This window comes from uncultured Sulfitobacter sp., assembly GCF_947499945.1.
GTDB lineage: Bacteria > Pseudomonadota > Alphaproteobacteria > Rhodobacterales > Rhodobacteraceae > Sulfitobacter.
The window spans coordinates 547,462-567,566 of record NZ_CANMQD010000002.1; the positions used below are offsets into that span (position 1 = coordinate 547,462).

General features: G+C 57.7%; 19 protein-coding genes and 1 riboswitch. Of the genes, 14 read left to right on the forward strand and 5 right to left on the reverse strand.

What is annotated here, in order from left to right; all coding sequences use genetic code 11:
* The first annotated feature begins 69 nt into the window (after nucleotides 1–69).
* The gene (locus Q0775_RS12880; RefSeq protein ID WP_298861400.1) at nucleotides 70–1,575 is read left to right on the forward strand and encodes a DegQ family serine endoprotease; all 1,506 of its coding nucleotides are present in this window, start codon (nucleotides 70–72) and stop codon (nucleotides 1,573–1,575) included.
* Nucleotides 1,576–1,633: 58 nt separating this feature from the next.
* On the opposite strand, the gene Q0775_RS12885 is transcribed toward Q0775_RS12880, so the two are convergent.
* Nucleotides 1,634–2,173: a peptidoglycan-binding domain-containing protein gene (locus Q0775_RS12885; RefSeq protein WP_298861403.1), complete on the reverse strand. Its 540-nt coding sequence runs from the start codon at nucleotides 2,171–2,173 to the stop codon at nucleotides 1,634–1,636.
* Nucleotides 2,174–2,337: 164 nt separating this feature from the next.
* Between Q0775_RS12885 and Q0775_RS12890 the strand changes: the two genes are divergently transcribed.
* From Q0775_RS12890 to Q0775_RS12900, 3 genes are read left to right on the forward strand one after another with little or no spacing between them, the layout of a single operon-like run.
* A complete protein-coding gene (locus tag Q0775_RS12890) occupies nucleotides 2,338–2,661 on the forward strand; it encodes a 2Fe-2S iron-sulfur cluster-binding protein (RefSeq protein WP_298861406.1) in 324 nt (107 codons plus the stop codon).
* On the forward strand, nucleotides 2,661–3,422 hold the full coding sequence (locus Q0775_RS12895) for a VCBS repeat-containing protein (RefSeq protein WP_298861409.1): 762 nt from the start codon (nucleotides 2,661–2,663) through the stop codon (nucleotides 3,420–3,422). Before Q0775_RS12890 ends, Q0775_RS12895 begins: the two co-directional genes overlap by 1 nt.
* The gene (locus tag Q0775_RS12900) at nucleotides 3,419–3,814 is read left to right on the forward strand and encodes a hypothetical protein (RefSeq protein WP_298861412.1); all 396 of its coding nucleotides are present in this window, start codon (nucleotides 3,419–3,421) and stop codon (nucleotides 3,812–3,814) included. The genes Q0775_RS12895 and Q0775_RS12900 overlap by 4 nt, the downstream gene beginning before the upstream one ends.
* Before the next feature lie 51 nt (nucleotides 3,815–3,865).
* Here the strand turns inward: Q0775_RS12900 and purD are convergent, their stop codons facing one another.
* Nucleotides 3,866–5,131: a phosphoribosylamine--glycine ligase gene (purD, locus tag Q0775_RS12905; RefSeq protein WP_298861415.1), complete on the reverse strand. Its 1,266-nt coding sequence runs from the start codon at nucleotides 5,129–5,131 to the stop codon at nucleotides 3,866–3,868.
* A 71-nt stretch (nucleotides 5,132–5,202) separates the two neighbouring features.
* On the opposite strand from purD, the gene xseA reads away from it, so the two are divergent.
* Nucleotides 5,203–6,696 (forward strand): exodeoxyribonuclease VII large subunit, encoded by a 1,494-nt coding sequence (gene xseA, locus Q0775_RS12910; RefSeq protein WP_298861418.1) that lies wholly within the window; start codon nucleotides 5,203–5,205, stop codon nucleotides 6,694–6,696.
* Between the two features lie 87 nt (nucleotides 6,697–6,783).
* Here xseA and Q0775_RS12915 read toward each other — a convergent pair whose 3' ends face one another.
* A complete protein-coding gene (locus Q0775_RS12915; RefSeq protein ID WP_298861421.1) occupies nucleotides 6,784–7,179 on the reverse strand; it encodes a hypothetical protein in 396 nt (131 codons plus the stop codon).
* A gap of 171 nt (nucleotides 7,180–7,350) precedes the next feature.
* On the opposite strand from Q0775_RS12915, the gene Q0775_RS12920 reads away from it, so the two are divergent.
* Entirely contained in the window at nucleotides 7,351–9,066 is a 1,716-nt protein-coding gene (locus tag Q0775_RS12920) for an NAD(P)H-dependent oxidoreductase subunit E (protein ID WP_298861422.1), read from the forward strand.
* A gap of 36 nt (nucleotides 9,067–9,102) precedes the next feature.
* On the opposite strand, the gene Q0775_RS12925 is transcribed toward Q0775_RS12920, so the two are convergent.
* The gene (locus Q0775_RS12925) at nucleotides 9,103–9,993 is read right to left on the reverse strand and encodes a lytic transglycosylase domain-containing protein (RefSeq protein WP_298861425.1); all 891 of its coding nucleotides are present in this window, start codon (nucleotides 9,991–9,993) and stop codon (nucleotides 9,103–9,105) included.
* 106 nt (nucleotides 9,994–10,099) lie between these two features.
* Here Q0775_RS12925 and ftsY point away from each other — a divergent pair, with 106 nt between their 5' ends.
* The 3 genes from ftsY to Q0775_RS12940 are packed head-to-tail and all read left to right on the forward strand — an operon-like array spanning nucleotide 10,100 to nucleotide 13,093.
* Complete coding sequence (gene ftsY, locus Q0775_RS12930; RefSeq protein ID WP_298861427.1) at nucleotides 10,100–11,572, forward strand: signal recognition particle-docking protein FtsY; 1,473 nt, start codon at nucleotides 10,100–10,102, stop codon at nucleotides 11,570–11,572.
* A gap of 4 nt (nucleotides 11,573–11,576) precedes the next feature.
* Nucleotides 11,577–12,479, forward strand: a complete 903-nt coding sequence (locus Q0775_RS12935; RefSeq protein ID WP_298861429.1) for an EamA family transporter — start codon at nucleotides 11,577–11,579, stop codon at nucleotides 12,477–12,479.
* Nucleotides 12,480–12,481: 2 nt separating this feature from the next.
* Complete coding sequence (locus Q0775_RS12940; protein WP_298861431.1) at nucleotides 12,482–13,093, forward strand: inner membrane-spanning protein YciB; 612 nt, start codon at nucleotides 12,482–12,484, stop codon at nucleotides 13,091–13,093.
* A 65-nt stretch (nucleotides 13,094–13,158) separates the two neighbouring features.
* Here Q0775_RS12940 and Q0775_RS12945 read toward each other — a convergent pair whose 3' ends face one another.
* Entirely contained in the window at nucleotides 13,159–13,800 is a 642-nt protein-coding gene (locus Q0775_RS12945; protein ID WP_298861811.1) for a glutathione S-transferase N-terminal domain-containing protein, read from the reverse strand.
* Nucleotides 13,801–13,896: 96 nt separating this feature from the next.
* Nucleotides 13,897–13,973: riboswitch (SAM riboswitch) on the forward strand.
* A 69-nt stretch (nucleotides 13,974–14,042) separates the two neighbouring features.
* On the opposite strand from Q0775_RS12945, the gene metZ reads away from it, so the two are divergent.
* The 5 genes from metZ to Q0775_RS12970 all read left to right on the forward strand — a co-directional run bounded on the left by metZ (nucleotide 14,043) and on the right by Q0775_RS12970 (nucleotide 20,105).
* Nucleotides 14,043–15,221 carry an O-succinylhomoserine sulfhydrylase gene (gene metZ / locus Q0775_RS12950; RefSeq protein WP_298861433.1) on the forward strand — a complete coding sequence of 393 codons (1,179 nt, stop codon included), beginning with the start codon at nucleotides 14,043–14,045 and terminating at the stop codon, nucleotides 15,219–15,221.
* 104 nt (nucleotides 15,222–15,325) lie between these two features.
* Nucleotides 15,326–16,420, forward strand: coding sequence for a GTP cyclohydrolase FolE2 (folE2, locus tag Q0775_RS12955; protein ID WP_298861435.1), 1,095 nt, complete (start codon nucleotides 15,326–15,328; stop codon nucleotides 16,418–16,420).
* Nucleotides 16,421–16,637: 217 nt separating this feature from the next.
* Entirely contained in the window at nucleotides 16,638–16,916 is a 279-nt protein-coding gene (locus tag Q0775_RS12960; RefSeq protein ID WP_298861436.1) for a DUF1127 domain-containing protein, read from the forward strand.
* A gap of 112 nt (nucleotides 16,917–17,028) precedes the next feature.
* Nucleotides 17,029–18,495: a TrkH family potassium uptake protein gene (locus Q0775_RS12965; RefSeq protein ID WP_298861814.1), complete on the forward strand. Its 1,467-nt coding sequence runs from the start codon at nucleotides 17,029–17,031 to the stop codon at nucleotides 18,493–18,495.
* Nucleotides 18,495–20,105 (forward strand): thiamine pyrophosphate-binding protein, encoded by a 1,611-nt coding sequence (locus Q0775_RS12970; RefSeq protein ID WP_298861438.1) that lies wholly within the window; start codon nucleotides 18,495–18,497, stop codon nucleotides 20,103–20,105. Before Q0775_RS12965 ends, Q0775_RS12970 begins: the two co-directional genes overlap by 1 nt.

A 20,105-nucleotide genomic window follows, 5' to 3' on the forward strand; every position in this document is an offset into this window, starting at 1 on the left:
GCACCATGCAGTCTGATAGCCAGTAATATCGCCCCACATAGGGGCATGATTTCGATCAGGAGACGATATATGCAGCCCAAAGCGGTCGCCCAAACACGCGTTAAATCACGGACAAGCCCACTCAGCCCGCTCATGCGCGCAGCCCTGATTGGGGTGATGGCGCTGTCGCTGGTGGTTCTGCAAACGGTCATGGCTTATGCCAAGCCCGAGAGCCTTGCCCCTTTAGCTGAAAAGATCAGTCCTTCGGTAGTGAACATCACCACTTCGACCTTGGTTGAGGGGCGTACAGGGCCACGTGGTATCGTGCCCGAAGGATCCCCGTTTGAGGATTTCTTTCGCGAGTTTCAGGACCGCAACCGTGGAGATGAAGATGGTGCAACACCTGCACCGCGCCGCTCCTCGGCACTGGGTTCGGGCTTTGTCATTTCCGAAGACGGTTATGTGGTGACAAATAACCACGTGATCGAGGGCGCTGACGAGATCACAATCGAGTTTTTTTCGGGCGAGGAGTTGATTGCGAAAGTGATCGGCACGGACCCGAACACTGATATCGCCCTGCTGAAGGTCGAGGCCGACAAACCACTGCCGTTTGTGAGTTTCGGCAACAGTGACGCCGCGCGTGTGGGCGATTGGGTTATCGCGATGGGCAACCCGTTGGGGCAGGGTTTTTCTGTTTCTGCGGGTATCGTGAGTGCGCGCAACCGTGCGCTGTCAGGGACTTATGATGACTATATCCAGACAGATGCGGCGATCAACCGCGGCAACTCTGGCGGACCGTTGTTCAATATGGACGGCTCTGTCATTGGTGTGAACACGGCCATCCTGTCGCCCAACGGTGGCTCCATCGGGATTGGTTTTTCCATGGCGTCCAATGTGGTGACCCGGGTGGTGGACCAGCTCAAGGAGTTCGGCGAGACGCGCCGCGGCTGGCTTGGTGTGCGCATTCAAGACGTGACACAGGATGTGGCTGACGCGATGGGGCTTGAGGCGTCCACCGGTGCATTGATCACTGATGTGCCCGATGGTCCTGCTAAGGATGCAGGCCTTGAGACAGGCGATGTAATCATGTCTTTTGACGGTGTCGAAGTTGCAGATACACGCGGCCTTGTACGGCAAGTGGGCAACAGCCCCGTTGGTGCGACCGTGCGTGTGACAGTCCTGCGTGAAGGTAAAACCCAGACGATCCCTGTTGTGCTGGGCCGCCGTGAAGATGCAAACGGCGAAGCAGGTGCACAGGTTGAGGAAGAACCTGAAACGCCTGACGCGCCAGAAGTGTCTTCGCTCATGGGGTTGACGCTTACGCCGCTTACCGACGAGATGCGCGAAGAATTGGGTGCTGCGGCTGATATGACTGGCCTTGCCGTGACAGATGTTGAAGAAGGCTCGGAGGCGTTTGAAAAAGGTTTGCGCGCAGGAGACATCATCACGGAAGCGGGCCAGCAAAAAATCAAAACCATCGCCGATCTGAATGGCCGTGTGGATGCTGCACGCGAGGCGGGGCGCAAATCGTTGCTACTGCTGGTGCGCCGCGCGGGCGACCCACGGTTTGTGGCGCTGACACTCGAAGACGAGTAAGCGTGAATATAGATTAAATGCGCAAGGGCGTCCCCCAGGGGGCGCCTTTTCTATTGCATTAAGGTGTGCGAGGGGCGGCCACGATACCCAGGTCGCGCGCTGTGTCGATTGACAGCACATCGCTGGGCAGTCCAGCGGCAGTTTGCACGGCAAGCACCGCGCGGCGGGTTGCATCGTCCATATTACCGCTCACGGCGCCGCTGTATTGTCCGCGTGCCTGAAGGGCGCGTTGCAGGGTCGAAACGAATTCCACCGTGAAGGCAGGCGGGCAGGGGATTTCGAACCAGCGGTCGGTGCGCGGTGTGACGATCTGCTGGCGGCTTTCTTCGCGGTAGACGGGCAGCGTGGCGATGGTGCCGTCTGCATTGATCTTGGCAGGGGTGACGAGGATTTGTTCGGTCACAGTCTCGACCACAGCAGGTGTGGGGATCTTACCCCAGCACGTGCCTGGAGGTGCGCCAGCTGGTGCCAGCCCATTGCCGACAATCGTGCCGCTCTCCGAGACAGTCTGCCCTTGTAGACAGGCAGCCAGAAACGCAGCCCCCAGAAGGGCCGTTGCACTGCGGGAGATGCCGCGAAAGGAAGATGCCTGTGTCATAGCCCAATGCCTTTGGGTCTGTTTTGCTCTCAGGGGTGATACCGTGTTTTTCCATCCTTGCCTAGAACGCAGATCACCTGCGGCAGGATGCAGCGCAAAAGGGGCTGGTACGTCGTGGAGCGCATGGTTAGAAATAACGGAATTCACCTTGAGAGGGCGCTTTGATGGCCAAGATTACGTACGTAGAACACAATGGCAAAGAACATGTTGTCGAAGTTGCAAATGGCCTGACGGTCATGGAAGGCGCTCGGGACAACAACATCCCGGGCATCGAGGCCGATTGCGGCGGGGCGTGTGCCTGCTCGACCTGCCACGTCTATGTGGATGAAGCATGGGTTGGCAAACTGCCCGCAAAGGACGACATGGAAGAAGATATGCTTGATTTTGCTTACCAGCCTGATCCTGAGAAATCGCGTCTGACGTGCCAGATCAAAGTGACAGACGAACTGGATGGTTTACGTGTAAAAATGCCAGAAAAGCAAATCTGATGGGAGCGGGGGCGCGGCGTCTGGCGTGGCAAGTGTGGGGCGGTTGTGTCCGCCACGCACTGATGGCATTGAGCGCGTTGCTGGCTCCCGTTGCCACCCCTGCCTTTGCCGCTGATGGCGCGATTGTCGCGGCCCGTTATGTTGAGCCTACAACGCGCTATTCCCATGGCGTGTTGGGCGATGCGATTGAGCATGGTGCGCTTGAATTGCACCTTGATGGGACAACAAAGCGCACGGTCATTCGACTGCCACAAGAGCGTGTGTTTGAAGATACTGAGCCGCGTGTGGTTGATGTGGATGGCGATGGCCGTTCCGAAGTTGTGGTGGTCGAATCGCATCAGGATGAAGGAGCGCGTTTAGCCATTTACAACGCAGAGGGATTGTTTGCCACAACGCCATACATTGGAACGCGCAACCGCTGGCTTGCCCCGATTGCCATTGCGGATATGGATGGGGATGGCTTGGTCGAGCTGGCCTATATCGATCGCCCGCATCTGGCCAAGACGCTGCGCATCTGGCGGTTTGAGAGTGGTACGCTGAGCGAAGTGACGGCTCTTGAGGGGCTGACAAACCACCGTATCGGCGAGCGCGACATTGCTGGAGGGCTGCGCGATTGCGGATTTGGTCCAGAGATGATCGTAGCAAGCGGCGACTGGCGGCAGCTTATGGCGGTCACGTTTGATGGCGCGTCATTGTCGGCCCGCGAGATCGGCGCACACAAGAACCGTGCCAGCTTTGCCAAAGCACTAGCCTGTAAATGAAGTTTTTTGCCTACATTATGGCTGCGGTGCTTGCTTTACCCGCTGCCGCTCAGGAACAGCTCACTCCTGACGGATTTCTCGACTTCGCACAGGGCCGCACGCTTAGCTTTACGAATATGCAAAGTGGAAATCTGGTCGGGGTGGAGCAATTCCTGCGCCGCGATTTGTCCGTCTGGGCGGACGAGACGGGCCGCTGTACGTATGGCCGGATCGAACAGCGCGTACCGCACTTGTGCTTTCTTTATGAGGATGCGCCCGATCCGGGCAATTGCTGGATCCCCTTTATGGACGACGGCACGCTTCTGGTCCTGTCAGAGCGGACCCGCGAAGTGCAACGCATCAGCGATATCAGCGACAAGCCTGTAATCTGCGAAGGCGCACCGTCCTCCTGACCTAATTCTGTAAATAAAATCAAATATTTGAGCCTCATCCGAGTGTAAGGCTCAGGTGAGTGCGCGCCAGCCTATGTCACGGCGGCAAAACCCTTCGGGCCAATCAACGGCATCTACCATCGCATAAGCCCGCTCCTGCGCTTGGGCTAGCGTATCGCCCCGTGCTGTTACATTGAGAACGCGCCCGCCGATTGCAACGATCTGGCCGTCACGCGCGGCTGTGCCGGCGTGAAAGACCATGTTGCTGCTGTCTTCCGGCATGTTGTCCAGCCCACCAATGACTGACCCCTTTTCATACGCGGCGGGATAGCCTTCGGCGGCCAAAACCACCGTGAGCGCATGATCATTACCCCAATTCACACGCATGGCATCAAGTCGCCCCTGAGCGGCGGCATGCATCAGGTCCAACACTTGCGCACCAAGACGCATCATCAACACCTGACATTCGGGATCGCCAAAGCGGACGTTATATTCCACCAAGCGGGGTGCGCCGTTCTCAATCATCAGTCCTGCATAGAGAACGCCCTGATACGGCATGCCGCGTTTTGCCATCTCGGCTATGCAGGGCCGGATGATCTCGGCCATGGCACGTTCAGCAATCTCGTCAGTGAGGACGGGGGCGGGGGAATATGCGCCCATGCCGCCCGTGTTGGGACCAGTGTCACCATCGCCGACGCGCTTGTGATCCTGAGCCGTGCCGATGGGCAGGACATTTTCGCCATCGCATAGAACGAAGAAGGAAGCCTCTTCGCCCTCCATGAATTCTTCGATAACAACTTCCGCTCCTGCTGCGCCGAACTCGCCACCGAACATGTCATCAATGGCCGCTTCAGCTTGCGCAACAGTCTCGGCGATGATCACGCCTTTCCCAGCGGCCAATCCGTCTGCTTTTACAACAATTGGTGTGCCTTGGGCTTGGACATACGCTTTGGCGGCGTTGGCATCGGTGAAGTGGCCGTAGGCGGCGGTCGGTGCATCGCAAGCATCGCAAATCTCTTTGGTAAAGGCTTTGGACGCTTCCAGCGCTGCCGCTGCTTTGGACGGGCCAAAGACCATCACACCTGCCTCGCGCAGGCGGTCGGCCACACCGGCGGCTAGAGGCGCTTCGGGTCCGATGATCACAAAGTCGATGTTATTGCGCGCTGCAAATTCGACTACGGTGCCGCCATCGTTGATGTCAATCGTCGCACAATCAGCGATCTGGGCGATGCCCGCATTTCCGGGCGCCACGATAAGCTTGTCACATTTGGGGTTCTGCAAAACCGCCCATGCAAGGCTGTGCTCGCGTCCACCACTGCCGAGGATTAAAATATTCATGGTGCGCACTCCCTTGGAACTCGATGCTCGGCGTTTTATGCTGGGTGAAAGATTTGCACAAGGACGCAAGCATGGATCTGTTTGATGACGGCCCCGAAGATGCCCCGGCGGCAGGCAACAGCCCCGAATATACCATCGGAGAGCTGTCGGGTGCGATCAAACGGGTGATCGAGAACGAATTCGGTCATGTGCGGGTGCGTGCAGAGGTTGGGCGGGTGAGCCTGCCGCGGTCGGGCCATGTCTATCTCGACCTTAAGGATGACAAAGCCGTCATGGCAGGGATCATCTGGAAAGGAGTGGCGTCAAAACTCACGACCATGCCCGAAGAGGGGATGGAAGTGATCGCCACGGGGCGCATAACGACCTTCCCCGGTCAGTCAAAATACCAGATCATCATCGAGGACATCCAGCCCGCTGGCATGGGTGCCCTCATGGCAGTGCTTGAAAAGCGCAAAGCGGCGCTGGCGGCAGAGGGGCTGTTTGATGCTGACCGTAAACGTCCGTTGCCGTATTTGCCCGAAATTATCGGCGTGGTCACATCGCCTTCCGGTGCCGTGATCCGTGATATTCTGCACCGTCTGCGTGACCGTTTCCCCCGCAAGGTGCTGATCTGGCCTGTCGCTGTGCAGGGCGCGAAATGCGCCCCCGAGGTGACCCGAGCAATCGAAGGGTTCAACCGTCTGACACCGGGTGGTGCTCTGCCGCGCCCCGATCTGATCATCGTGGCACGGGGCGGTGGATCGGTAGAGGATCTGTGGGGGTTCAATGAGGAATCAGTTGTGCGGGCGGCGGCGGCCTCCGACATCCCGTTGATTTCGGCGGTAGGGCACGAGACAGATACGACTCTGATCGATTTTGCATCTGATGTGCGTGCGCCCACTCCCACCGCGGCGGCGGAACTTGCCGTGCCTGTGCGGGTGGAGCTTATGGCCTATCTTGACCAGCAACACGCAAGGATGAGCCGCGCATTGAGCCAAGGATTGGTGCAGCGCGGCCAGCGCCTGCGCGACATGTCCCGCGCTTTGCCGCGTCCTGACAGCCTGCTCGATAATCCGCGCCAGCGCTTGGACCGTGCGGGTGATAGATTGTCTCGCGCGGCAGCACTTGTTGATGCACCCAAACTGCGGTTGGAGCGTGCGGTGGCGCGGCTTGACCCTGCACTTATGGCGGGGGTGCAGCGCCGCAAGGTACGGTTGGCGGACCTTGGCGGAGGATTGCGCCCTCAGACCCTGCGCAACAAGCTGGGCCAAGACCGCCAGAACCTCGTGCGCTTATCCAAACGTCTGGCCCCTGCATTGGAGCGTGAGCGGATGTTGCAAGCCGCGCGGCTGGTGCGAGCGGCCAAAGGATTGTCCGACGTGGGCACCCGCCAGATTGTCGCGTGGCAAAGCCAGATCACTGCTGCCGAACGCTTGCGCCGCACCTTGGGTTATGAGGCGACGCTGGAACGCGGTTTTGCCGTGGTGCGCAGCGCAGGTTCGGTTGTGACCAGCAGCACAGTGGCGAAAGAGAAAGCTACATTGGAAATCCAGTTCGCAGACGGCAAGGTTTCTGTCACGCCCTAGGCAAAAAGCGCTTTTCAATTTTGTCTTGAAACTCCGAGGAGGCTGCGCATTGCGCAGTTAGGGCAGAGCCATTGCATAATCAGCGCCCTAAACGCCGATCTTCGGACCGAGACAGAGCAACTCTTCAGTGCTTTCATTCGCCTCATAGAGCGGCGTGATCGCTGGGTCATTCTCGAACCGCGCGATCAGACCTTTCGGGCCAATCTGGAAACTCCAGCACTGCGGCTCGGGGCGGTCGTCATAGGTAAAGCAGATCAATTCGCCTTCCTCGTACCATTTCCCTTCCTTGCATTCACCGTCCAGAAACGACCAGCGGACGCGGCGGTCGGGCAGGTAGATTTCTGCACCATAAGGTTCGGCCCCGTTTCCGTAATAGAGAGTTTTGCCACGGGTATAGGCGTCAAATTCCGCAGCACTCATATTGGATTGCGCAAAAGCGGGCAGGACTGCGAGGGTGCAGAGGATAAGGGTTAGTATTTTCATAAAATCACCATGCCAGATGTGCCGGAGCGCCGCCAGAGGGCGCGGTTGTTTCCGATGAGCATCAGCACGGCACCGTGCACCGCGCAAAGGGCCTGTGAATTGTCGCTTTTCACCTCAACGCAGTGGCGTGGTTTTGATAGGGTTTGGCAAAGAGATCAGGGGACGACGCACATGGCGCTGGATACAGACAAGAACGGCTCGGGCAAGGGCGCACCGGACAAGGGTGTTTGGAAGTCGGGCAAGGGCAAGGGCCGCCGCCATACCAAGGGGCGCCAGCTTGAGGACAAAAAATGGGGCGAAGTGCGCGACCTGCTGGGGGCAGAGCCGCGTGATCGTGATTTGTTGATCGAGCATTTGCATCTCATCCAAGACAAATTCGGCCATCTGTCTGCCGCGCATCTGCGAGCCTTGGCCGAAGAAATGCGGCTGAGCATGGCGGAGGTTTATGAAGTTGCGACCTTCTATGCGCATTTTGATGTGGTCAAAGAAGGCGAGACACCGCCGCCAGCGCTGACGATCCGTGTGTGCGACTCGCTCAGCTGTGAGTTGGCGGGGGCGCAGGCTTTGAAGGCTGCGTTGGAAGACGGGCTGGACGCATCAGAAGTCCGCGTTCTGCGTGCGCCTTGTATGGGCCGCTGCGATACGGCGCCTGTCCTTGAGCTTGGCCATGCGCATATCGACAATGCGACTGTAGAAAAGGTGCATGCGTCGATTGCAGCGGGTGATACGCATCCGCAGATCCCTGCCTATGTAGGCTATGAGGATTATGCAGCAGAGGGCGGTTATGCCACGCTGGCAGGCCTGCGCCAGAATGGCGATTGGGAAGCGGTACAGGAAACCGTACTGGCGTCTGGTCTGCGCGGTCTGGGGGGCGCGGGGTTCCCGTCTGGCAAAAAATGGGGCTTTGTTCGTGGTAATGAAGGCGTGCGCTATCTCGCTGTGAACGGCGACGAGGGCGAGCCGGGGACGTTTAAGGACCGTTATTATCTGGAGCGGGTGCCGCATCTGTTTTTGGAAGGCATGCTGATTGCTGCTTGGGCCGTCGAGGCGGAGCGATGCTATATCTATATGCGCGATGAATATCCTGCGGTGCTGCACATTCTGGCGGTGGAAATTGCGGCCCTTGAGGATGCAGGCATTGTGCCAGCAGGATATATTGAGCTGCGGCGCGGCGCGGGGGCCTATATCTGCGGTGAAGAATCCGCTATGATCGAGAGCATCGAGGGCAAGCGCGGTATGCCGCGTCACCGTCCACCGTTTGTGGCGCAGGTGGGTATTTTTGGCCGTCCAACGTTGGTGCATAACGTGGAAACACTGCACTGGGTTGCGCGGGTCTGTCGTGAAGGGCCTGAAATTCTGTCAGATGTCGAGAAGAACGGACGCAAGGGTTTGCGCAGCTATTCCGTCTCGGGGCGTGTGGCAAAGGCAGGTGTCTATCTGCTTCCCGCAGGCTCTACCGTGATGGATGTGATTGAAGCTGCTGGCGGTATGGCAGAGGGCCACACCTTCAAGGCGTACCAGCCCGGAGGGCCGTCTTCTGGTCTGTTGCCGGCCTCCATGAACGATATTCCGCTGGATTTTGACACGCTGCAACCGCATGGGACCTTCATCGGGTCGGCGGCAGTGGTGATCCTGTCGGACAAGGACCGCGCGCGCGACGCGGCCCTCAACATGCTCCGGTTCTTTGAGGATGAAAGCTGTGGGCAGTGTACGCCCTGCCGTGTCGGCTGTGGCAAGGCCGTGCAGTTGATGCAGGCGGATACATGGGATCAGGAACTGCTCGAAGAGCTGTCCTCGGCCATGGTGGATGCGTCGATCTGTGGCTTGGGTCAGGCGGCACCGAACCCGATCCGACTGACGATGAAGCACTTCGCGGACGAGATTTAAATGCAGAACCCTGCCCCTCGCACGATGGGGCAGGCACTATTTGTTTTGCACCACGAGACATGCGCAGCCTTGGCTTTTCAGGCTGCTGCACAGTTTTGTCGCGTTCTGGCGGGTGTTTCGACCGATGCGGGCGAAGAAGTAGCCTTTTTTGCCTGATACGCGGTTTTTCACATAGATGAGGTCGAGCTTTTCACGCTGGACCTGTCCGCGACAGCTTCGGGTTTGGGTGGCAACTTTTGTGGTGGCGGCGTTCTTTGATGTGCCAAAGCCAAGTTGCACGCCCCAAGGTTTGATGGGCGGCGGTGGCGGGGCCACGCGCTTGATCGGGGTGAGGCGACGTTTGCGGGCCATCTCTGTGCAGGCGGCAAAGAAGCTTTTGTTGGGGGCGAGTGCGAAGTCGTGTTTTTTGGGTGGGGTATCGCGCCACTGCTCGGCGGTGAGGCCCGTAATGATTGGAACATAGTTAACAGTCTCTGACGCAAGTCCTTTGCCCTCCAAGAAACCTTCGGCGCGTCGTTCCCCGCCGTTGTAGCCGATGGCGGCCATGCCCTCGTTGCCATATTTTTTGGCCATCTCCGCAAGATATTGTGCGGAGTGTTCCAGAGCATCGGCGGGGTTATAAGGGTCTTTCAACCCACGAATACGGGCAGTGGAGGGAATGAACTGGGCAATACCGCGCGCGTTGGCGTGGCTGAGTGCGTTAGGGTCAAAGCGGCTTTCCTGCCAAATCAGACGGGCGAAAAATCCGGTGTCGAGGCTGTGCCGTTTGCTGAATACTTCAATCGCGTTGCAGGTGTCATAGACAAAATGTTCAGCGCGGATGCAGTGGGCATGGCCCCATTTCTCAGAGCTGCATTGACCCACACGCGGATCCGCGCGGGTGGAAGTGGCCAGAATAATTAGCAAAATGATCGCAAGATACCGCATAATATGTTGGTGGCGTCTTGAGCTGCGCTTGTCAATCGCGCGCCCTTCCATCCGCAGCGCCAAGAGGTTAGATCAGAAGGGTAATATAAGCCGGAGACCGTGAAGCGTGGCATTTTTCAAAAAGCTCAAAGACAAACTGTTCAAATCCTCGTCCAAGATTGATGAGGGGCTTGAAGCGATTGTCAGCGATGGTGGTCAGGCGGAATCCGCAGCCATTGAAGCGCCGCAGGTTGATGAGGCAGCCATTGAGCGGGCAGCAGAAGCTGAACGCGCAGCTGAGCGCGAAGAAGCGGAAGCGCTGGCGCAAGAGCAGGCGCGTATTGAAGAGCAAGCTGCAGCTGAGGCACAGCTTGCCGCGGAAGAGGCGCGGGCAAAGGCACAGCTTGCGTTTGAGGCGACGGCTGAAGCTGACGCGGCCCAATTGGCAGCAGAAAAAGCGCGCCGCGTTGAAGAAGAAGCCCAAATCGCACAGGCGGCTCAAGAAAGCGAAGCAGCACAAGCCGCCGAAGCGGCGCAAAAGGCGCAGGCCGAAGCAGAGGCCGCAGAGCAAGCGCTGCAGGCCGAGGATGAGGCGCGTCTGCTGCGCGAAGCCGAAGCGCGTGAAGCGAAAGAGCGGTCCATTGAGCCGCTTCGCACGACGATTACACCCGTTGCCTCCACGCTTGAAGATGCACCGTCAGAGCCTGCGCCGAAACGTGGTATTCTGGACCGCCTCATGGGGCGCGGCGGTGATGCACCTGTTGTGCGCCGCGTGCTGGACGATGCCATGCTGGAGCAGCTCGAAGAGTTGCTGATCGCGGCGGATATGGGTGTGGATACGGCCCTGCGGGTGACGGCGAATATGGCCGAGGGACGCTTGGGTAAGAAGCTGTCGGTGAACGAGATCAAGACGCTGATGAGCGACGAGATTGCGCGAATTATGGAGCCTGTGGCAAAACCGCTGCCGATCTATGCCAAGAAGCCTCAGGTGGTGCTGGTCGTGGGGGTGAACGGCTCGGGCAAGACGACGACGATTGGCAAGCTCGCCAGCCAGTTTCGCGCGGCGGGCAAGAGCGTTGTGATTGCAGCAGGTGATACATTCCGCGCGGCGGCGGTAGAGCAGTTGCAAGTCTGGGGCGAGCGTGCGGGCGTGCCTGTGCTGACGGCCCCCCAGGGAAGTGATCCTGCCAGTCTTGCTTTTGATGCGATGGTGAAGGCCGAGGCCGATGGCGCGGATTTGTTGATGATCGACACGGCGGGGCGGTTGCAGAACCGTGGCGACCTGATGGAGGAGTTGGCCAAGATCGTACGGGTAATCCGCAAAAAAGATCCCGATGCGCCGCACAATACTTTGCTCGTGCTGGATGCCACGACAGGGCAGAATGCGGTCAATCAGGTGAAGGTCTTTCAGGAAATCTCCGATGTGTCCGGGCTGGTGATGACCAAGCTGGACGGCACGGCCAAGGGCGGTGTGCTGGTAGCACTGGCGGATAAGTTTGGCCTGCCCATCCATGCCATTGGCGTGGGCGAGCAGATTGATGATCTGCAAGCCTTTGATCCGCAAGAATTTGCCGATGCTCTGACAGGACTGGACCGCTAACCGCGTGACAGACTGGCTCATCTCGATTGAGGGGACGGAGGCGGGGCATCGCCTCGCACTTGCGCTCGCGCTATTGGCGGCGTTTTTGCATGCGGTGTTTGGTGCGTTGCAAAAGGGGCGGCATGATCCGTGGCTGACGCGGGGTGCTATTGACGGATCTTATTGTTTGATGGCGGCCCCTTTTGCGCTGTTTGTGGTGCCGTGGCCCGAGCCGCATATGTGGCCAATCTTTGCGGGTGCGTGGGTTATTCATTGTCTTTACAAGCTGTTGCAGGCTGCCGCCTACACGCGCGGGGCCTACACGGTCGTCTATCCTGTGGTGCGCGGGACGGGCCCGCTGTTCACGGTGATCGGGGCTTATTGGCTGTTTGGGGAAGTGTTCAACGGGGTGCAATGGCTGGGCGTTGCTGTCTTGATGGCCGGTATTTTTGGCCTGGCTGCGTACAACATGATGTATCTGAAGGCGGAGCGGGAAACCCTGAACGTCGCACTGGCGCTGGCGTTTGTGACGGGGCTGTTTGTAGCGATGTATACAACGTTTGACGCTTACGGCATTCGGGCCACGGCTAATCCGTTTACCTTTTTGGCGTGGTTTTTCATGATCGACGGGTTTTTGATGCCGATCATTGCCTACCGCCGTTGGCACCGGATGGAGAACCCGCCCGATGTCGCACCGCTCATGCAGCGCGGTGTGATTGGCGGCGTGATCGCATTCGCAAGCTTCGGGTCAATTATGATGGCAACGCGCCTTGATAACGTAGGCGAAGCGGCAATATTGAGAGAGACATCGACGGTGTTCGCCGCCCTGATCGGGTGGCTGGTACTCAAGGAGACTGTTGGCCCACGGCGGGTTGCGCTGATGGCGCTCATCGCCCTTGGGGCCGTGATTGTGGAATTTGGAGGCTAGTGATGGCAGACGCGCGTGAGATCAATCCCATCTTGAAACAGGTGCTGGAGCTGGGCCCGACGCTTGCGTTCTTTGTCCTCTATATCCGGATCAAGGACGATGTGTTTACTTTTGGGGGGACGGAATACACGGGGTTTATTGTGGCCGCTGTCGTCTTTGTGCCGATCCTGCTGATTGCGATGGGGATCCTTTGGGCGCTAACGGGTAAGTTGAGTCGGATGCAGGTGTTCACGGCCTTTATGGTGATCTTCTTTGGCGGTTTGACGGCGTGGTTCAACGACGAGCGGTTCTTCAAGATGAAAACGACTATCGTTTATGGGCTTCTGGCGCTGATCCTGACAGTGGGCCTGCTGCGTGGGCGTTCGTGGCTGGAATATGTGATGGCTGATATGATGCCGATGCAGCACGAAGGATGGCTGATCCTGACCAAGCGGCTGGCGATGGCCTTTGCCGCTATGGCCGTGGCAAATGAAATTATTTGGCGCACCATGTCCACGGATGCGTGGGTCAAGATCGAGACGTTTGCCTTTCCTGTGGCATTGATGGTGTTCCTGTTCTGGCAGTTTGCTCAGCTTCAGCCCTACGTCATTGAAGAGGGTGACGACGCAGGCTAATTTGGCGTGTTGAGCCAAATCCTCTCGCGAGGATTTGTGCACAAACTCTCGGGGAGAGTTTGGCGCTACTTGCGCAGGTCGGCGTTTAGGGCGCGGCCTGCTTGCACGCCTTTGCGCGCACCCATCACTTCAAGCCAGCGAGCCATGTGAGTTTTGTCGTCTAGAGTTTGTTGCTGGCCTTCCCACAAGCTCGCCCAGCCCCAGATCGAGAAGTCTGCGATTGAAATGAAGTCTCCTGCGACGAATTCGTTTTGCGCCAGTTGGCGGTCGAGGACGCCGTAAAGGCGCGCCGTCTCAGAGCGGTAGCGGTCCTTGGCGTAGGGGATGTCTTCTTTTGCGAATTTGAGGAAGTGATGCGCTTGGCCTGCCATGGGACCCAAACCGCCCATCTGCCACATGAGCCATTGGTCCACTGCGATGCGGTCACGCTCGGTCTTGCCATAAAACTGGCCAGTCTTGCGTGCGAGGTATTGCAGGATTGCGCCGCTCTCGAAGAGGGACACAGGCGCGCCGTCCGGCCCATCGGGATCGGTGATGGCAGGCATGCGGTTGTTGGGCGCGATCTTGAGAAACTCGGGCGCGAATTGATCACCCTTGCCGATGTTGATCAGGTGGGTGCTGTAAGGCAGGCCCATTTCCTCAAGGCAGACGGATATTTTCCAGCCGTTTGGCGTGGGCCAATAGTAGAGATCAATGGGGCTGGTCATGGCGTCGTCCTTTTCATGCGCTTCACATGCCATGATGCGGGTTTTGGCAGGCAGAGCAAGGGTGGGCATGCTTGACCCTTCCGCAGAGATATCCTAATCCATCTTTGTGGCGATTTGTTACCGGATTGCGGGCCACTTAAAATATTCCGCTAAAAGGTCAGGATGAAAGCCCTCTTTCGCTTGACCGCGTTTGGGGTTTTTTTGTGCCCACCCTTTTGATCGGGCACCATGAGGACAAGAAAATGAGTGATAGCTGGAAACCATCCACCAAGGCAGTGCATTCAGGTACGCGGCGCAGTCAGTACGGCGAGGTGTCAGAGGCGATTTTCCTGACCCAAGGGTTTGTCTATGACAGCGCCGAGCATGCCGAACAGCGATTTATCAAGTCCAGCGATGACGAATTCATCTATGCCCGTTATGGCAACCCCACTGTCAAGATGTTCGAAGAACGGATTGCTGCGTTGGAGGGGGCGGAGGATGCTTTTGCCACGGCCTCTGGCATGGCGGCGGTGTCGGGTGCGCTGACCTCGATGCTCAAGGCTGGCGATCATGTGGTTTCGGCCCGCGCACTCTTCGGGTCGTGCCTTTATGTACTGGAAGAAATCCTGACGCGGTTCGGCGTTGAAGTGACCTTTGTCGATGGTACTGATCTGAACCAATGGGAGGCAGCGATCCGCAGCGATACCAAGGCTGTGTTCTTTGAGTCCATCTCCAATCCGACGCTGGAAGTCATTGATATCGAGGCAGTTTGTACGCTTGCCCATGCCAAGGGTGCATTGGTGCTGATCGACAATGTTTTTGCCACGCCTGTCTATAGTCGTGCGATCGAGCAGGGTGCTGATGTCGTGATCTATTCCGCAACCAAACATATCGACGGTCAGGGGCGGACCCTTGGCGGTGTGATCCTCGGCACGCGTGAATTTATCCGTGGCACAGTCGAGCCGTACATGAAGCATACAGGTGGCTCCATGTCGCCCTTCACTGCTTGGGTCATGCTCAAGGGGTTGGAGACGATGGGCCTGCGGGTTCGCGCACAAACGGCAACGGCGCAGGCTGTGGCCAGCGCGTTGCAGGGGCATGGGGGGCTGAATGCGGTGATCTATCCGGGGCTTCAGGATCATGCGCAATACGCATTAACCCAAATGCAGATGGGCGCAGGTGGTACTGTGCTGGCCGTGGATGTGGCGGGCGGCAAAGAGGGCGCGTTCCGTTTTCTCAACGCGGTGCAGATCGGACTGATCTCAAATAATCTCGGCGATGCCAAAACGATCATGACTCACCCTGCGACAACAACGCACCAACGTTTGCCAGCGGAGCAGAAAGCCAGCCTTGGAATCACACCGGGGTTGGTGCGTATCAGCATCGGGCTTGAAGATGCCGATGATCTAGCCGCAGATTTTTTGCAGGCATTGGAGGCGTAAATAAAGGGGCGCGGGTCGCTATTTCCCCGTTAAGTCGTATAATTTTTTGGTAATGTGTTTGGAGGGTCCTACATATGGGTTCTGACCGATTAAGGGGGCTTCCCATGAATATCGCAACACCAATCAAACCAACTCCGGACCGTACTGCTGCGGAAGAGGCGCTTGAAACTTTGCGCGCATGGGCCTCGAACGCCGATGCGACAGAGCTTGCGACGCTTGATCCTGCGGTGGCTCAGTTATTGCAGGGGGGGGCTGCCTATCCTCTGTTCGAGCGTGCGTATCCTGCTGATTTCGAGATTGAACCAGAGTATAAGGCGAGCCTGCCTGACCTGCAAAACGGCCCCTCCAGCCTTATAAAAGGTGCAAACCAGCAGATCCAGCACGTGGGGATTTCCAACTTCCGCCTGCCTGTCCGCTTTGAGACGCGGGACAACGGCCCGCTGACACTGGAGACATCTGTCACAGGCACGGTGAGCCTTGAGGCGGATAAGAAGGGCATCAATATGTCCCGCATCATGCGCAGCTTTTACAAGCATGCCGAGAGCACCTTTAGCTTTAAAGTGATCGAGGCGGCGTTGGATGATTACATCTCCGATCTAGAGAGCTTTGACGCGCGTATCCAGATGCGTTTCTCTTTTCCGATGAAAATCAACAGCCTGCGTTCGGGCCTGACAGGGTATCAGTATTACGATGTGGCGCTTGAGCTTGTTGAGAGCAATGGTGTCCGCCAGCAGATCATCCACCTCGACTATGTCTATTCCAGCACGTGCCCCTGCTCATTAGAGCTGTCCGAGCATGCGCGGGCCACGCGCAACCAGCTTGCCACGCCGCATTCGCAACGCTCTGTTGCGCGGGTGTCGGTGTTGTTGGACAATGACGCGGATGTGCTGTGGTTCGAGGATCTGATCGAGGCTTGTCGCCGTGCGGTACCCACCGAGACACAAGTGATGGTGAAGCGCGAGGATGAACAGGCCTTTGCCGAGTTGAACGCGGCCAACCCGATATTTGTCGAGGATGCTGCGCGCCTTTTCTGTGAGCAACTGCTAGCGGATGCACGGATTTCTGATTTCCGCGTGATTGCCAGCCATCAGGAAAGCCTGCACAGCCATGACGCGGTGAGCGTGCTGACCGAGGGGGCAACATTTGCGCAGTCCAGCTTTGACCCCAAGTTGTTTAACACGCTGTTCCACGTAGGCTAACCGCCAAGAGCGTATATCAGGCGTCTAAAAGGGCCGTTCCGTATATCGGGATGGCCCTTTTTCTATGGTTAAACCTGACCTTAGGGCAAGCGGGATGCTTGCGTGCAGCGGTTGACGGCTATGCAGTTTTGGTGGTGGTGCTGCGGTGCAGCGAGACCTATCTCCTGAACACGGGGATAATCCCGCGCTGACAAGAAAAAAAGCTAAGGCATATATGATGACCTACCAAACCACATCCGAGCATTTCGCCGCACAAATTCCAGCACGCGGCATGAGCATTACTTCTGCTCCCTTTATGAACGCCCACACAGGCCTGGCCCAGCTGACCAGCCTGTTCAAATCAATCGGCAACGCAATCGTACGTGCCAGCGAAGCGTCCTCCCGCATCAAGCGCGTTGAGGCACTTCGTGCGAAATCCGACGTCGAGTTGGCCGATATGGGCATCGAGCGCGACGATATCGTACACCACGTCTTCAAAGACCTCTATTACGTCTAATCAAACACGACTTAGCAAAGCCCGCGTGGAGTGACCTGATCCGGTCCTCAGGCGGGCTTTTTGCATTTCTGAATGGCGTCTCAAGGAGTGCAGTTGCTTGACACTTGCCGCGATGAACGCCAACCCTGCGCAGATGGATCTGCGCCCTGTTGGATATGTAATTGGCCTATTGGTGGCTGTGCTCGGGGTGGCCATGCTCATCCCGTTGCTGGTTGATTTGGCCGAAGGGCGCGGGCAATGGCCTGTGTTCTTGCAAAGCGCTGTGATTACCTTGGTGGGCGGCCTTGCGATTGCGCTTGCCTGTGCCAGTGGCGTGAAAGAGGGGCTGACAATCCAGCAGACCTTCCTGCTCACCTCCTCGGTCTGGGTTGCCCTGCCGCTATTCGGGGCGATCCCGTTTGTTTTGGGCGAGACGGATGCCCGGGCTGTAGATGCGGTTTTTGAGGCTATGTCTGGGCTGACAACCACGGGGGCCACTGTTCTTAACGGTCTTGATGACCTGCCCAAAGGGCTGTTGATCTGGCGGGCGATTCTGCAATGGCTGGGCGGGATCGGTATCATTGTTGTGGCGATGGTGTTCCTGCCAGAGCTGCGTGTGGGCGGGATGCAAATCTTTAAATCTGAAGGTTTTGATACTTTTGGTAAAATCCTGCCACGGGCCGGGCAGATCGCGACCCAGATTTCAGGGTTATATGTGGCCTTCACTATGATTTGTACGATTGTGTATATCTCATTGGGTATGGACGTATTTGACGCGACGGCCCACGCGATGACGACAATATCGACAGGGGGCTTCTCAAATTACGATGCTTCCTTTGGTGTGTTTCAGGGGCCGCTTGAGTATGTGGCGGCATTGTTCATGTTGCTCTCGGCGCTGCCTTTTGTACGCTATGTCCAGTTGATTAATGGCAATCCAACAGCGCTTCATCGTGATCCGCAGGTGCGCGGTTTCGTAAAGACAATTTCTGTACTGGTCGTTCTGCTGGTGGTGTTGCTGGATGAGGGGGTGCATCTGGACAACGAGCAGGCGGTGCGCGAGGCGCTGTTTAATACGGTCTCCATTATTTCGGGCACGGGCTATGCCTCCGTGGACTATATGCAGTGGGGTGGATTTGCGGTCGCGCTGTTCTTCTTCATGGGGTTAATCGGGGGCTGTGCTGGATCGACGGCTTGCTCGATCAAAGTGTTCCGCTATCAGCTCTTGTTTGCGTCAATCCGCGCACAGCTTCGGCGCATCCGCTCGCCTCATGGAATCTTTACGCCGCGCTATGACGGGCGGCCGGTGACCGAAGAAGTTCTCGCCTCGGTTATGACCTTCTTTATGTTCTTTACTTTGACCCTTGGCTTGGTCGCGGTGGCGTTGTCGATGACGGGGTTGGATTTTGTGACATCCGTGTCGGGCGCTGCGGCAGCTTTGGGGAATATCGGCCCCGGTTTGGGCGACATTATCGGTCCGGCAGGTAATTTTTCGTCTCTAAACGACACGGCCAAGTGGATTTTGACGCTTGCGATGTTGTTGGGGCGGTTAGAGCTGATGGTAGTTTACGTAATCTTTACTGTGAAATTCTGGAGAGCCTGATGTCAGACGCTGTTACCCGCCCGCTGGGCGCGCAAATCTCCCATATGCTCAAAGCGCGCGGGGTGGATGTGATTTTTGGGATTCCGGGTGTGCATAATCAGGAAATGTACCGCGGCATCGAGGAGGCAGGCATCACCCATGTGCTGGCCCGTCACGAGCAGGGGGCAGGGTTTATGGCTGATGGCTATGCTCGGGCCTCGGGCAAAGTGGGTGTGGCTTATGTGATTACGGGGCCGGGGCTGTGCAATATAATGACGCCGATGGGGCAGGCCTATAGCGACTCCGTGCCGATGCTGGTGATCGCGTCCTGTCTGGACGAGACAGCAGCGCAGCAGGGCCAGTTGCACCAGATGCGCGATCAGGCGGCTGCGGCTGCGACAGTTACAGATTGGTCGCACACGGCTCATAGTGCACAGGCGGCCTATCAACTAATCGACCGCGCACTGCAGGAATTCAAGACCGCTCGCCCGCGACCCAAAGCACTGCACGTTCCCATTGCACTGTTGCAAGCGGATGCAGCGCCCGCGCCAGAGATGCGCGCCAATGCTGTCGCCTATCGTGCCAGCGCCCCACTTCCTACCGATCTTGCTGCAGCGTTGGCGCAGGCGCAAAAGCCGATGTTCATCTTTGGTGGTGGACTGCTTCACTCATGCCACGCCAACACTGCGCAGGTGGCACGCAGAGTTGTGACAGCTTATGGTGCAGCGGCCTTTACGACCTATGCAGGGCGCGGCGTTCTGGGGGCGGATCATCCGTATAATTTTGGGGCCTACCTTGCCCGGCCAAACAGTGCTGCACAAATTGCACAGGCGGATTTGGTCATAGCTGTGGGTACCTCGCTAGCTGAAGTTGACTTATGGCGTGCACAGCTGGGTCATACAGCACGGTTGGTGCGTGTTGATATCGACCCCGAAGTTCTGACTGACGCTCAAGCGGGGCAGGAGGGCGTCCTCGGCGATTGCGGAGATTTCCTGCGAGATCTGGACGCACTTGCACCTGTACCGGCTGTTGCGCCAAAGTGGGATGCCTCACAGATAAAAGCGACCCGTGCAAAGTGGCGGGCAGAGGCGGATGCGGAGCGGGTAGGAATTTTGCCTGTGATCGAAGCAATCCGTGCAGGCGTGCCTGATGATGTCATGATCTATTCTGATATGACTCAGATTGCCTATCTTGCAAAAGAGGTATGGGACATGGACCGTCCCGGCCATTGGCATCATCCTTACGGCTTTGGCACGCTGGGCTATGCTACACCTGCGGCGATTGGCGGAGCGATTGCGCGGCAGGGTAAGCCGACGATGGCGATCATCGGGGATTATGGGTTCCACTATACGATGCAAGAGCTTGGCGTTGCGGTGGAACTGGGACTGAGCCTTCCAATCATCCTGTGGGACAATGGCAAACTGGGCGAGATTGAGGATAGCATGGTGCGGGCACAGATTGCGCCCAATGCGGTGATCGCGCGGAATCCTGATTTTTGCAAGCTGGCGGAAGCGTTTGGTGCGCGGGCCGAAGCGCCGCAAACGATAGAGGCATTACGCGAAGCCGTACGGGCAGCGTTTGAGGCGGATGGGCCTACGTTAATCTATGCGACGCCTGCTTTGACGGCCTGA

Excerpts from the sequence above, each read along its gene's own strand:
- Q0775_RS12880 (WP_298861400.1), top strand. The coding sequence starts at position 70 with ATGCAGCCCAAAGCGGTCGCCCAAACACGCGTTAAATCACGGACAAGC.
- Q0775_RS12885 (WP_298861403.1), bottom strand. The coding sequence starts at position 2,173 with ATGACACAGGCATCTTCCTTTCGCGGCATCTCCCGCAGTGCAACGGCC.
- Q0775_RS12890 (WP_298861406.1), top strand. The coding sequence starts at position 2,338 with ATGGCCAAGATTACGTACGTAGAACACAATGGCAAAGAACATGTTGTC.
- Q0775_RS12895 (WP_298861409.1), top strand. The coding sequence starts at position 2,661 with ATGGGAGCGGGGGCGCGGCGTCTGGCGTGGCAAGTGTGGGGCGGTTGT.
- Q0775_RS12900 (WP_298861412.1), top strand. The coding sequence starts at position 3,419 with ATGAAGTTTTTTGCCTACATTATGGCTGCGGTGCTTGCTTTACCCGCT.
- purD (WP_298861415.1), bottom strand. The coding sequence starts at position 5,131 with ATGAATATTTTAATCCTCGGCAGTGGTGGACGCGAGCACAGCCTTGCA.
- xseA (WP_298861418.1), top strand. The coding sequence starts at position 5,203 with ATGGATCTGTTTGATGACGGCCCCGAAGATGCCCCGGCGGCAGGCAAC.
- Q0775_RS12915 (WP_298861421.1), bottom strand. The coding sequence starts at position 7,179 with ATGAAAATACTAACCCTTATCCTCTGCACCCTCGCAGTCCTGCCCGCT.
- Q0775_RS12920 (WP_298861422.1), top strand. The coding sequence starts at position 7,351 with ATGGCGCTGGATACAGACAAGAACGGCTCGGGCAAGGGCGCACCGGAC.
- Q0775_RS12925 (WP_298861425.1), bottom strand. The coding sequence starts at position 9,993 with ATGCGGTATCTTGCGATCATTTTGCTAATTATTCTGGCCACTTCCACC.
- Q0775_RS12940 (WP_298861431.1), top strand. The coding sequence starts at position 12,482 with ATGGCAGACGCGCGTGAGATCAATCCCATCTTGAAACAGGTGCTGGAG.
- Q0775_RS12945 (WP_298861811.1), bottom strand. The coding sequence starts at position 13,800 with ATGACCAGCCCCATTGATCTCTACTATTGGCCCACGCCAAACGGCTGG.
- metZ (WP_298861433.1), top strand. The coding sequence starts at position 14,043 with ATGAGTGATAGCTGGAAACCATCCACCAAGGCAGTGCATTCAGGTACG.
- folE2 (WP_298861435.1), top strand. The coding sequence starts at position 15,326 with ATGAATATCGCAACACCAATCAAACCAACTCCGGACCGTACTGCTGCG.
- Q0775_RS12960 (WP_298861436.1), top strand. The coding sequence starts at position 16,638 with ATGACCTACCAAACCACATCCGAGCATTTCGCCGCACAAATTCCAGCA.
- Q0775_RS12965 (WP_298861814.1), top strand. The coding sequence starts at position 17,029 with ATGAACGCCAACCCTGCGCAGATGGATCTGCGCCCTGTTGGATATGTA.
- Q0775_RS12970 (WP_298861438.1), top strand. The coding sequence starts at position 18,495 with ATGTCAGACGCTGTTACCCGCCCGCTGGGCGCGCAAATCTCCCATATG.